Origin of the sequence: Bacillus sp. CCB-MMP212, assembly GCF_022748145.1 — a bacterium.
GTDB classification, from domain to species: Bacteria; Bacillota; Bacilli; order Bacillales; family Bacillaceae_G; genus Bacillus_A; species Bacillus_A cereus.
In genome coordinates this window covers 277,812-290,830 of the sequence record NZ_JALDQE010000004.1, presented here as the reverse complement: position 1 = coordinate 290,830, position 13,019 = coordinate 277,812, and the positions used below count along the sequence as shown (strand labels likewise).

Genomic DNA, 13,019 nt, shown 5'->3' with positions numbered 1-13,019 from the left:
TATAATCCTCTTTTAAAAAATATATGTAAATATAATAAAAAACGAATGATTAATAGAAATATTCTACACCACTCGTTTTTTATCGGACTTCTTTTTACTGTACTTTTATTTTCTTTATGAGTTATTAGAAAAATAATTGTCTATATAAGTCTTTATTTTTTCAAAATTCTTTTCCATAAATAAGATTGCTGGTACTTCAATTATTGGAAGATTATTTTCATTATCAAAAGCTGGACACGGTTTGGGAACTACCAAATAGTCAACTGAGTTTTTATCCCTAATATAATTAATTGAAACATCATAATACTTAGAAAAATGTTCCTTCAAATCATCCTGATTCCTTAAAAATGGTAGAGAAAATATTGAACCATAATTTATACCAGCATCGACAATTAATACAAAGCATATTTTTTTCATGATACACCCTCCTCTTATAATAAGTTTTAAGTTAATAACTGTTCCTTGAAAATTAAATAGTTTTTATCTTCAAGAGCTACATCAAAAAAATGATGTATGGGTAAAATTTAGTCTTGGATACTGGGGGATTTACCCAGATAATGGAAGTATAGAAATGGACCCATCGGGAATATGCTTACTCCTCCTGTAGTTCGACCACGTTAAAAGACTGTGACCCAGACCAAAATGCACTGCATACGCACAAGCTGTATCGGTTTCCTTCACTTACCTCTCATAGTGGTGGAAGGGCAGCTTAGATGAAGGTAATCATTGAATACTCATACGCGAGGTTGTGGCTATGTTTTGGACTCTAGGGAGATCCCACAGTATCCAAGCTCATTCCAAATACTATTCAAAGAAAGGAGGTCCTTTCTTTGAGATTATTCGTAGCTATTGATGTAAGCTCTGAAAAACTTGATGTATGTTTTCTTGACAGTCATGACACTGTTTTGAAAGAAATTTGTCTTTCAAACGATGTGAATGGTGCCAACGCCATTAAGGAGGATGTTCTCCATTTTCACCAGTTGTACAACTATAAAAAAATTGTCATTGGCATGGAATCTACTTCCGTCTATAGTTTCCATCCTTCCATGTTCCTAACGGAAGATAAGGATTTGAGGGCTTTAGACGTGGAAGTGGTCGTACAAAATCCAAAAGCCATCCATCGGTATAAAAAACTCTTTGAAGAAGATAAGACCGATAAAATAGATCCTTTCCGTATTGCCGATTTTTTAAGAATCGGACGGTATAATAAGTTTCTTATCAAGGAGGAAAAATACGTTGCCCTTCAACGTTTAACACGATCTAGATATCAACTCGTTCACCAGCAAACAGAATGTAAGCAACACTTTCTGAAGAACCTTTACTACAAATGTAATACGTTATCGAAAGAGTTAAATACCTCTGTTTTTGGTGCGACGATGATGGAAATACTCTCAGATTCCCTTTCGTTGGATGAAATCGCAGAAATGGATCTAGAAGCACTCGCTACTCTTCTTCAGAAAAAGGGGAAAGGACGCTTTAGCGACCCGGAAGATTTAGCGAAAACCATCAAGAAAGCCATACGTGACTCCTACCGACTAGGTAAGGTCGTTCAAGACTCTGTGGACGTTGTATTAGCCACTTATGCACGATTGATTCAAACATTGAAAAAACAAATCAAAGAGATAGAAAAAAGCATTACTGCTTTATTCTAAGCCATTCCAGAAGCGAGATATTTAACAAGTGTTCCAGGCATTGGAGTCGTATACGCCGCGGGAATCATTGCGGAAGTTGGACAAATTGAACGCTTTGAGAACGAAGCACAATTGGCCAAATACACCGGTCTTTACTAGAAAAAATCGCAATCTGGAAACTTTGAATCGGAACGAACACCCATGACACGAACGGGAAACCAGTATCTTCGTTATTACATGGTTGAAGCTGCCAACTCTGTACAACTTCGTGAAGCTACTTACCGTGCTTATTATTTAAAGAAATATGATGAAGTTCCGAAATACAAACATAAAAGAGCCCTTGTCTAAAGCCGTAACTAGATTCGCTAAATTGTTTTTCAAATATTGAACCAAGCACTTGACTGATTGCTTGTTGAACAACCCTATCCACTACTGTCGGTATTCCCAATTTGCGCATCTTCCATAAAAAGAGCCAGGTCCATAAAAAAATAAGGACCTGGCTCATAAAGACATCATTATGCAAAGCCGTTAACTTCCCTACGCTGGTACGAGCCAGATTAGGTCCAAAGGGTTACGCTTCTCTCTCAGCCTACGCATACGTTAGGCACCCCTAGTTTATCACTGATTTAATTTTCAACACTTTTCCATCATACACCATAATTTGGAAAAATAAAAATTTATTTCTTTTGTTGTTTATGGAATCATCCACGTTAAATAATAAGCCTGAACATAAGTCATAATACCAACAATAATTACGAAGAACAAACTATGCTTCACTGTAAAACGGAACAAATCCGATTCTTTTCCAGCAAGACCAACTGCTGCACAAGCAATCGCAATCGACTGCGGAGAAATCATTTTACCTGTTACACCGCCTGTTGTATTTGCTGCAACGAGAAGCACTTCAGATACGCCGACTTGCTGCGCTGTAATGGCTTGTAAATTCGAGAACAGTGCATTCGCAGACGTATCAGACCCTGTTAAGAATACGCCAATCCAGCCTAAGAAAGGCGAGAAGAACGGGAATAGTCCGCCAGTTCCTGCTAGTGCTAACGCTAACGTAGAAGATAGACCAGAATAGTTTGCGATAAATGCAAACCCTAGTACGAATCCGATTGATAGAATTGGCATTTTTAATTCACTTAACGTTTCTTTAAATGTCACTACTGCATCTTTTACATTCATTTTCAAAATAAACATGGAAATGATACAAGCAATTAAAATCGCCGTTCCGGTTGCTGATAATACATCAAACTTCAGAATTGCCTCGTAAGGCGTTGGTTTATTTACAATCGGCTCTGCTTTCATTACTAGATTATGCAGACCTGGAATTTCAAACTTAAATACAAGACTTGCTAAAGCCCCTCCTGGAGCGAATAATGCCTTAAAGAAACTTTGGCTCCAAATGACTACCATAACCGTTAATACGATAAATGGAGACCATGCTTTTACTACTTTTCCAAACGTTAATTTCGGCATCGATGCCGCTGTCGTTGTTGCTGCTACTTCACTATTTGCTTGCTCGGATTGATAGATTTCTTTCGGCTGCCAAACTTTTAAGAACAGCGCTAAACTAATTAAACTTACAAGTGCCGATGTAATATCCGGAAGTTCCGGCCCTAAAAATGTCGCTGTAATGAACTGCGTAATTGCAAATGAACTACCCGCTACAAGTAACGCAGGCCACGTTTGTCTTATCCCTTTAAATCCATCCATTAAAAATACGATAAAGAATGGAACAAATAATGATAGGAACGGTAATTGATGTCCAGCCATTTGTCCAATTTTATGTGGATCAATACCTGTTACTTGTCCAGCAACTGTAATCGGAATTCCCATCGCTCCGAACGCCACTGGTGCAGTATTTGCAATCAAACAAAGACCTGCTGCGTATAAAGGATTTAACCCAAGACCCGCAAGAAGCGCTGCTGTAATCGCTACTGGCGCTCCAAATCCTGCCGCTCCTTCTAAAAATGCTCCAAATGAAAATCCAATTAAAATAACGAGTAGACGATGATCGTTTGTAATCGATAATACCGATGCACGAATCACATCGAATTGACCTGTTTTTACAGAAATTTTATATAAAAATACCGACATAATGATAATCCAAGCAATCGGCCATAATCCGTATAAGAAACCATATCCGGTCGCTGCCATTGCCATCGTGAACGGCATTTTATAAGCGAATAACGCTACTAAAACTGTAAGTACAACTGTAATAAATCCTGCCACATACCCTTTCATGCGGAAAACTGCTAAAGCTAAGAAAAAAAAGATAATCGGAATAAGTGCGACCGCTGCCGAAATCCAAATGTTTCCGAATGGATCATAAACTTGTGTCCATGTGTTCATTGTTCTCTCCCCCTAAAGAATCCCCTTTTAAATAGAATAACCCCATCAATAGACTATCAGGTCATCATACCTTTAAGCCTAAAATAAAAAAACGTTTAAGAAAACGTTTTCAATGACTTTCATTTATACTGTACCATAACAATTTCCATTAAAAAAGATTTTTTTGAAAATTTTATCATTTAACAAAAAAATCTTACAAAATCGTCATGTTCCTGTAATGTTCATCGATAGAAAGCTTGCAAAATTTATTGCATAATAATAGTATAACAACGGACATTATTTATGAGGTGATATATATGAATGGAAACAAAATATTAGCTGCTTTATCGTACTTTAGTGTACTATTTGCCCCTATCTTATTCCCAATTATCGTTTGGATTGTGGGGGACGCTGAAACAAAGCCACATGCAAAACGTGCTCTATGGACACACATCATTCCAAGTATTGCTACATTTATCGGCGTAGCCATTTTAGGAATTATGGGCATGGGATCTGAACAAGCAGATATAACACTTGGAATTGGATCAATGATTGTCTTAGCTATTTGCGGAATCATCAGCTTATACTACTTCATCTGGAACATTGTAAAAGGAATTAAAGTACTGAAAGCTTAATTTTAAACAAACGTTTGTTTAAAAAAGGACCCTTGCAAATTGCAAGGGTCCTTTTCCGTTCACTTTATCTTCTGCGTTTCTTCTTTTTTCTCATCATTTTCTTTCGGCGCGTATTCACTTTATCCGCTATAATGTGAAGCGTACTTGCCACAACAATTCCCATTAAGAACGTTACAATTTCAACCTCATGTTTCTTCGCAATTTCTATTAAATTACCATCCAGTGCGATTACATTTAATAGAAATAAAAATGGAGAAAAGACGATTAACATGTACGCAATACGAATCACATCACCAAGTATAATCGTATGCGTAAAGAAAGATCGATGCGGCATTACTTTTTTATAAGGATACCAAAATATACGTAAGAAACCCCATTTGTTATAAGCATTACTGTACGTATCTAAATCCGGTGTTAAAAATGAAGTACCTACTAAAAAACCAATTGCAAAAGTTAATAAAAAATCAAAATTTGTTAATCCATACGAAAAAAGCAAAAACAAAACAACCGGAAGGGATATTAAGTTTATTTTCGTATGCGTTCTTCCTGATGGCATAATGCACTTCCTCGCTTACGTTCGTCCTGTCACCTTATGACAGGTTTCACCTATTGACCTAATTTCTGATCGATAAATGTTGTGTCTATATCCGAACCAAACCATTCTGCCAACTTCACTCGTGCCTTATCTTTCACATCTTCATTGACGTATAACGACACCTGTATTAGTGCGGCCGTTAACGCCCCTAAATCATCCGTATAGCCAATTCCAGCAATGAAATCTGGAATCGCATCAATCGGTGCAATAAAATAAGCAAGTGCTCCAATTACAATAATTTTCACTCGCTTTGGAACATCGGGTCTTTGCAAAACGTAAAACAGTAATAAACTTGTATAAATGACCGACTGCCCTGCTTGCTTTGCAACATGTTTTACTTTCTTCCAAAACGCTTCAACTGAAAATTTTTGTTTCATGTAAAAGCCTCCCTATTTTTAAAAAGAAATAAGCTACAATATGTTATCAGTAAAAGTTCATGGAAATTACACAAAACCTATCAATGAACTTTCATTGTAACAAACAAACTAAAAAAGAACAAGTGTTCGTTAATTTTTACACAATTTCCTTCATATAATAGATTTCTAGATAACCCTTGCCCATCTTCGTTTCTTATTTCTCAACAAAGAAAATTTTCACTTCCACTTAACATTCTGCTCTATCTTTGTTATATTTTCTAGTTGACGGACATATAAACGAATGTTAAAGTTTTCTCTGGTAGTGACAAATCTTATACAAAAAATGTAAAATGTTATAGTGTTTCTCAAAAATGAATTTTGTTGTATAATACAGAAATGACGTTATGCTTATGAGCAACAAAAGAAACCAAAAGGGTATGCATAGTTATAGTCGTATATGGGTGAATATAGAACCTTTAATTATGGCCAAGAAAACTATGTATTTTTTATTTTAGCATTTTTCGCTCCAAAATCGACCAAGCCTGATAGAGAAAGGGTGGAAATGAATGAAAGAAACCTTGAAATCACAATTTCAAAATGTGCGTTTCACTGTATTCGTAGCTTTAGCCTTATGGCTGAAAACTTACATTATTACACGCACAAGTTTTGATTTAAAACTTGAATCTTTCATGCAAGAATTCATTTTATTCCTTAGCCCATTAGCAGCATCATTACTGCTTGTTGGTCTTGCATTATTTGCAAAAGGGAAAAAACGTAACTATATAGCACTAGGAATTAATTTTATCTTAACAATCGTTCTTGTTGGTAACGTAATGTTCTACGGATTCTACAATGACTTCGTTACTTTACCAGTACTCGGACAAACATCTAACTTCGGAAGTTTAGGTTCTAGTGTGAAAGAATTATTTAACTACAAAATTATTCTTGCATTTGCAGACATTATCATTTTCTTCGTTCTGTTGAAGAAAATGAAAAACTTTGCACCTACAGAGCGTGTAGCACGCCCGATGCGTTCTCTATACTTCGTATCAACAGTTGCTATTTTCTTCGCAAACTTAGGACTTGCAGAAGCTGAACGCCCAGAACTATTAACACGTTCATTCGACCGCGTTATGCTTGTTAAAAACTTAGGATTATATGTACACCAAGTATACGATCTTGGCTTACAAGCAAAATCAAGTTCACAAAAAGCATTCGCTGACGGTAGTAAATTACAAGAAACAGAAAACTACGTAAAAACAACACAAAGTAAACCAGATCCAAATATGTTCGGTACTGCAAAAGGGAAAAACGTAATTGTTGTCTCTCTTGAATCATTACAAACATTCTTAATTGGTGCCACAGTTAACGGACAAGAAGTTACACCATTCTTAAACCAATTTACGAAAGAAAGTTATTACTTTGATAACTTCTTCCATCAAACTGGTCAAGGTAAAACATCTGATGCTGAATTCCTAGTAGATACTTCGTTATATCCACTAGACCGCGGTGCTGTATTCTTCACACACGGTAACAATGAATATACAGCAACTCCAGAAATTTTACGTCAGCAAGGGTATCACACGTCGGTATTCCACGCAAACAACGCAACATTCTGGAACCGTAACATTATGTATCCAGCACTTGGTTATGATCGTTACTACAACGAGCTTGATTACAAGATTACGCCGGAAACAAAATTAAACTGGGGATTAAAAGATATCGAATACTTCGATCAATCTATTGATATGTTGAAAGAAGTGAAGCAACCATTCTATACTCGCTTCCTTACTTTAACGAATCATTACCCATTCACTTACGATGACAGTACAAAATTAATCGACGAATATAATTCTGGTGATGGAGTATTTGACCGTTACATGGTAACTGCTCGTTACTTAGACGAAGCAATGAAACACTTTATTGAGCGTCTAAAAGCAGAAGGTATTTACGACAACTCAGTAATCGTATTCTACGGTGACCACTACGGTATTTCTGAAAACCATAACCGTGCAATGGCACAGTTCTTAGGAAAAGAAGAAATCACTGCATTTGACCATATGAACTTACAAAAAACACCGATGTTTATTCACGTTCCAGGTCAAAAAGAAGGTAAAACAATTTCGAAACCAACTGGTGAAATTGACATTAAACCAACTATTCTAAACTTACTTGGTGTAGATTCTACAAATGACGTTCGATTCGGTCATGATGTATTCTCACCTGATAATAAAGGATTTGTTGTTCTTCGTGACGGTAGCTTCGTTACAGATAAATACATGTACACAAACAGTACATTCTACGACCGTGCTACTGGCGAAGTTGTACAATTACCGAAAGAAGAATCTCAACCACTAATTGATCGTGCCCAAAATGAATTGAACATGTCTGATAAAATCATTGAAGGTGACTTACTTCGCTTCTCTGAAAGTAATAAGATCAAAACTGGTGAAGTAAAAACAGCTATTAAAGAAGAAAAGAAGAGCGCTGAGTAATCTCAGCCTCTTTTTTTATTTTCTTCCATACAACTACTTATATTCATTAACTTTAAAATTACATAACCTTTACCAAATATTCACATATTTTTAATGAAGAATCTCTATAATAAAATATGTAAACAAGGTTCTACATATTTCTTATCTCTCATCTTTCGTAAGATCCCTTAAAGAAATGTGTAAATCTTTTGTTTCTACTTTCTTATAATTGTCTTTCAACATGTTTTGTTTCCATACACAAAGCATTCAACGAGACAATGTCCCTATGAAAGATAGCTACCCTCCTTGTGCAGCATTCCATAAGAATGTTGCTTTTTTTTATTTAAAAGCAGGATTCTCATTCTTATTTTCGAATTTGTATATACAAAATGCTGTAAAGTGAAACTTTAATCAGCCCTCACCAATCGGGCATTTACGGGCATATGTAGAGAATTACTTACATAAAAATTACTATAGTGATTCTTATCTCGCATGAATGAAAGTTTCACGTTACTTACGTACTTACGAAAGGATGGGACGGAAATTGGCATACGAAAAATTTGTACTTTGGAATGATGAAGTTATTGATACAACAAAACAACAAACGTACATAGAACTTGAAGAAAGAGGTTTGCAGTTCGGAGATGGTGTCTACGAGGTTATTCGCCTATATAAAGGGAACTTTCACTTATTAGATCCGCACATAACGAGATTATATCGATCCATGGAAGAAATAGAATTATCGCTCCCTTTCTCAAAAGCTGAACTCATCACTTTACTTTACAAATTAATTGAAAGAAACCATTTCCACGAAGATGGCACAATTTATTTGCAAGTATCTCGCGGTGTACAAGCTCGCACACATATATTTTCATATGACAACCCTCCGACAATTTATGCCTATATTACAAAAAAAGAAAGACCAGCGTTATGGATCGAATATGGTATACGCGCTATATCAGAACCAGATACTCGATGGTTACGCTGTGACATTAAATCATTAAATTTATTACCAAACGTACTAGCTGCTACGAAAGCTGAACGGAAAGGCTGTAAAGAGGCACTTCTCGTAAGGAATGGTATTGTAACGGAAGGAAGTCATTCCAACTTCTTTTTAATTAAAAACGGGACCCTTTACACACATCCAGCCAATCACCTTATTTTAAATGGCATTATTCGTCAATATGTCCTTTCTTTAGCGAATACTCTTCACATACCTGTACAGGAAGAACTTTTCAGCGTTCGTGACGTTTATCAAGCAGATGAATGCTTTTTCACAGGCACAACGATTGAAATTTTACCAATGACCCACCTTGATGGAACCGCGATTCAAGATGGGCAAGTTGGACCTATCACCAAAAAACTGCAAAAATCTTTTAATAAAATCTTGTTACAATCCAATATGTCATCTTCTTAAACACGAATAATTTCTGTCCTTTCATATTCAATATATGCATTTAAATGGAAATCAAGGTGTAAATTTATGCCTTGATTTTTTCTTGTAATCTTTTTGTCATATTCAGATTCCCACATAAGCCTTGACAGTAATCGACATGCTCTTTAGAATTTTTAACAGTTGGTAAATATTTCTTCACTACATTACAGACAGAAAGGAATCGACAAATTATGAAAAAGTATCTTGCCGGTCTTGCGGCAGTGTCTGTAGCAGGAGGAGCAGCACCTACACTTGATAGTGTTCAAGCTGCACCTGAACAAAATACACAAAAAGCTGCTACAACTGTCCAAGCTTCTGCGTCAAACAACTCATCTTATACGGTAAACGCGAGCGTCTTACATGTTCGTGCGGGATCAAGCACTTCTCACGACATCATCTCACGTGTTTATAACGGTCAATCATTAAACGTGATTGGCGAAGAAAATGGTTGGTTCAAAATTAACATTAACGGAAAAACAGGCTTTGTTAGTGGCGAATTTGTATCAAAAAGTGGAGCAGCAAACAACAATGTAAGCACAGGTGGAAACAATAAAGTTACTGCTGATGTATTACGTGTACGTACAGCTCCTAACACTTCTAGTTCTGTTTCTGGACGTGTATATGCAGGACAAACATTAAACGTAATTGGACAAGAAAATGGTTGGGTGAAAATTAACCATAATGGACAAGTAGGTTATGTAAGTGGCGAATTCGTATCTGGCGTTTCTTCTAATGGGGGTTCTTCAAACAACAATACGAATAATAACAACCAAGAAGTAAAACCAGCAAGCGGAAACTATACAGTAAATGTATCTTCCCTTCGCGTTCGTACAGGTCCTAGCACTTCTCACACAACTGTAGGTTCTGTCAAAAAAGGACAAGTAGTACAAGTTGTCGGCGAAGTTCAAGATTGGTTCAAAATCAATTACGCAGGACAAACTGCTTATATAAGCAAAGACTACGTAACAAAAGGCGGTTCTAACGAAAACGTTACAGAAGGCAACAAACAAGAGCAAAACAATAATAATGGAACTATTCAAACTGGTGGTTCTTACGTAGTTAACGCTACATCTTTACGTGTTCGTACAGGCCCTGCCGCTTACCATAGTGTAATTGGTGGCGTTTTAAACGGTACAACATTAAACGTAGTTGGATCTGAAAACGGTTGGTTTAAAGTAAATTACCAAGGAAAAACAGGCTTTGTTAGTAGCGAATTTGTAAAATTCGTTAAAGGTGGCACTACTACTCCTGAGCAACCAAAACAACCTGAAAAACCTAACCAAGGTGCAATTGGCGACTATTACATTAATGCTTCTGCACTAAATGTACGTAGCGGCGAAGGTACAAATTATAGAATCATAGGCGCACTTCCACAAGGTCAGAAGGTTCAAGTAATCTCTGAAAACTCTGGATGGAGCAAAATTAACTACAACGGTCAAAATGGTTATATCGGAACACGTTACCTATCTAAAACACCAGTTGGAGGCGCAGTAGATAATAAGCCTAACAATAACCAAAATAACAATCAAAACAATAACAACAATAATACAGGCAATAATAGTGGCGACAGTTCTTCCGTACTTGCATATGCAAAATCAATGCAAGGTGTACCATACGTTTGGGGCGGAACTTCTGCTAACGGCGTAGACTGCAGTGGCTACATCTACCACGTATTTAAGAAATTTGGTCATAACATTAGCCGTCAAAGTGTTGCGGGATATTGGAGTAGCCTACCACAAACTTCAAATCCACAACCAGGTGACTTAATTTATTTCCAAAACACTTATAAATCAGGTCCTTCTCACATGGGTATTTACCTTGGGGGCGGATCATTTATCCAAGCTGGAGATAAAGGTGTAGCAATCGCTTCATTAAGTAACTCTTATTGGAAGAGCCACTTCTTAGGATACACGAAAGCACCTTAATTAATAGTTTCAAAGCCTTCTAGTTTACTAGAAGGCTTTTTGCTATGAGTTCAACATATTGCTCCCTTTCTCCTACCTTCTCTCTATAAAAATAATGTATCCATTCTTCCATTTCATACACTTTATTCTGCAAAAATAATCCATAACGTTATCATAATGTATATATTCTCATAAAAAACATAACCTATTTCATGTCCATTCATTTCATATGTGTTTTTTTGAAGAATTTTCTTTTTATTTAAACTTTTCGTTAGACGTTTGACCTCCGATGTCCATTATGATAAGTTACTTAAGATGTATATTCGCAAAAGTATAGACAACTGGTTTATACACTTTTTTACTATGAGGAAGGAGCATACACTGCATGAATCTTTTATGGGGAATTGGCGGCGTGATTGGAGTATTAGCAATTGCTTTCTTACTATCTTCCAACCGCAAAGCTATTAATTGGCGTACAATTTTAATTGCGCTAGCATTACAAATGTCATTTTCATTTATCGTATTACGATGGGATGCTGGTAAAGCAGGTTTAAAACACGCTGCTGACGGTGTTCAAGGATTAATTAATTTTTCTTACGAGGGAATTAAGTTCGTTGCTGGGGATTTAGTCAACGCAAAAGGACCTTGGGGATTTGTATTCTTTATTCAAGCACTACTTCCAATCGTATTTATTAGTTCATTAGTAGCAATCTTATATCATTTCGGTATTATGCAGAAATTTGTTAGCGTCGTTGGTGGTGCATTAAGTAAACTTCTTGGCACTTCTAAAGCAGAAAGCTTAAACTCAGTAACGACTGTATTTTTAGGACAAACTGAAGCTCCAATCTTAATTAAACCTTACTTAGCACGCTTAACAAATAGTGAATTCTTCACTATTATGGTAAGCGGTATGACAGCTGTTGCTGGATCCGTTCTTGTCGGCTATGCAGCAATGGGTATTCCGTTAGAGCACTTATTAGCAGCTGCAATTATGGCAGCTCCATCAAGCTTATTAATTGCAAAACTAATCATGCCAGAGACAGAAAAAGTAGATAATAACGTTGAACTTTCTACAGAACGTGAAGATGCAAACGTTATCGATGCAGCTGCACGCGGTGCATCTGAAGGTATGCAACTTGTTATTAACGTAGCAGCAATGTTAATGGCTTTCATCGCATTAATCGCTTTATTAAATGGATTATTAGGATGGGTTGGTTCTTGGTTCGATATTAAACTTAGCCTTGATTTAATCTTCGGTTACTTATTATCACCATTTGCAATCTTAATCGGTGTTTCTCCAGGTGAAGCTGTACAAGCAGCAAGCTTTATCGGTCAAAAACTTGCAATCAACGAATTCGTTGCATACGCAAACTTAGGACCACACATGGCAGAGTTCTCTGACAAAACAAATCTAATTTTAACATTCGCAATCTGTGGATTCGCAAACTTCTCTTCTATCGCAATTCAGTTAGGTGTAACAGGAACGCTAGCTCCTACTCGCCGTAAACAAATTGCACAATTAGGGATTAAAGCAGTTATCGCTGGTACATTAGCGAACTTCTTAAACGCAGCAGTTGCAGGTATGATGTTCCTATAAACTTATATAGAGTCTTCTCTTTCTCCAAGAGAAGACTTTTTTCATGCAATCCAAGCGT

Annotated in this window: 11 protein-coding genes, 1 pseudogene and 1 riboswitch; of the genes and pseudogenes, 7 read left to right on the top strand and 5 right to left on the bottom strand. The window is 36.5% G+C overall.

The window, feature by feature from the left end; translation table 11 throughout:
* Window positions 1–114 precede the first annotated feature (114 nt).
* Window positions 115–417 (bottom strand): hypothetical protein, encoded by a 303-nt coding sequence (locus MRP26_RS13255; RefSeq protein WP_242806199.1) that lies wholly within the window; start codon window positions 415–417, stop codon window positions 115–117.
* A 413-nt stretch (window positions 418–830) separates the two neighbouring features.
* Here MRP26_RS13255 and MRP26_RS13250 point away from each other — a divergent pair, with 413 nt between their 5' ends.
* Window positions 831–1,652, top strand: a complete 822-nt coding sequence (locus MRP26_RS13250) for an IS110 family transposase (RefSeq protein WP_460229650.1) — start codon at window positions 831–833, stop codon at window positions 1,650–1,652.
* A gap of 3 nt (window positions 1,653–1,655) precedes the next feature.
* Window positions 1,656–1,979: pseudogene (locus MRP26_RS31055) on the top strand (transposase).
* Here the strand turns inward: MRP26_RS31055 and MRP26_RS31050 are convergent.
* Both MRP26_RS31050 and lldP read right to left on the bottom strand, forming a co-directional pair.
* Entirely contained in the window at window positions 1,906–2,079 is a 174-nt protein-coding gene (locus MRP26_RS31050) for a hypothetical protein (RefSeq protein WP_006925833.1), read from the bottom strand. The pseudogene MRP26_RS31055 and the gene MRP26_RS31050 overlap by 74 nt on opposite strands.
* Window positions 2,080–2,148: 69 nt before the next feature.
* Window positions 2,149–2,253, bottom strand: a riboswitch (TPP riboswitch).
* A 71-nt stretch (window positions 2,254–2,324) separates the two neighbouring features.
* On the bottom strand, window positions 2,325–3,986 hold the full coding sequence (gene lldP / locus MRP26_RS13240) for an L-lactate permease (RefSeq protein WP_023523515.1): 1,662 nt from the start codon (window positions 3,984–3,986) through the stop codon (window positions 2,325–2,327).
* A 296-nt stretch (window positions 3,987–4,282) separates the two neighbouring features.
* On the opposite strand from lldP, the gene MRP26_RS13235 reads away from it, so the two are divergent.
* Complete coding sequence (locus tag MRP26_RS13235; RefSeq protein WP_053563349.1) at window positions 4,283–4,600, top strand: magnetosome magnetite crystal formation protein family; 318 nt, start codon at window positions 4,283–4,285, stop codon at window positions 4,598–4,600.
* A 64-nt stretch (window positions 4,601–4,664) separates the two neighbouring features.
* Here the strand turns inward: MRP26_RS13235 and MRP26_RS13230 are convergent, their stop codons facing one another.
* Window positions 4,665–5,156, bottom strand: a complete 492-nt coding sequence (locus MRP26_RS13230; RefSeq protein WP_001139059.1) for a metal-binding protein — start codon at window positions 5,154–5,156, stop codon at window positions 4,665–4,667.
* Window positions 5,157–5,206: 50 nt separating this feature from the next.
* Window positions 5,207–5,572 (bottom strand): YkvA family protein, encoded by a 366-nt coding sequence (locus MRP26_RS13225; RefSeq protein WP_000810378.1) that lies wholly within the window; start codon window positions 5,570–5,572, stop codon window positions 5,207–5,209.
* A 545-nt stretch (window positions 5,573–6,117) separates the two neighbouring features.
* On the opposite strand from MRP26_RS13225, the gene MRP26_RS13220 reads away from it, so the two are divergent.
* From MRP26_RS13220 to MRP26_RS13205, 4 genes are all read left to right on the top strand, one after another.
* The gene (locus MRP26_RS13220) at window positions 6,118–8,046 is read left to right on the top strand and encodes an LTA synthase family protein (protein ID WP_000665343.1); all 1,929 of its coding nucleotides are present in this window, start codon (window positions 6,118–6,120) and stop codon (window positions 8,044–8,046) included.
* Window positions 8,047–8,557: 511 nt separating this feature from the next.
* Window positions 8,558–9,442 (top strand): D-amino-acid transaminase, encoded by an 885-nt coding sequence (locus tag MRP26_RS13215; protein WP_075717958.1) that lies wholly within the window; start codon window positions 8,558–8,560, stop codon window positions 9,440–9,442.
* 209 nt (window positions 9,443–9,651) lie between these two features.
* The gene (locus MRP26_RS13210; RefSeq protein ID WP_078401582.1) at window positions 9,652–11,385 is read left to right on the top strand and encodes a C40 family peptidase; all 1,734 of its coding nucleotides are present in this window, start codon (window positions 9,652–9,654) and stop codon (window positions 11,383–11,385) included.
* A gap of 364 nt (window positions 11,386–11,749) precedes the next feature.
* Entirely contained in the window at window positions 11,750–12,961 is a 1,212-nt protein-coding gene (locus MRP26_RS13205; protein WP_001051020.1) for a NupC/NupG family nucleoside CNT transporter, read from the top strand.
* Window positions 12,962–13,019 lie beyond the last annotated feature (58 nt).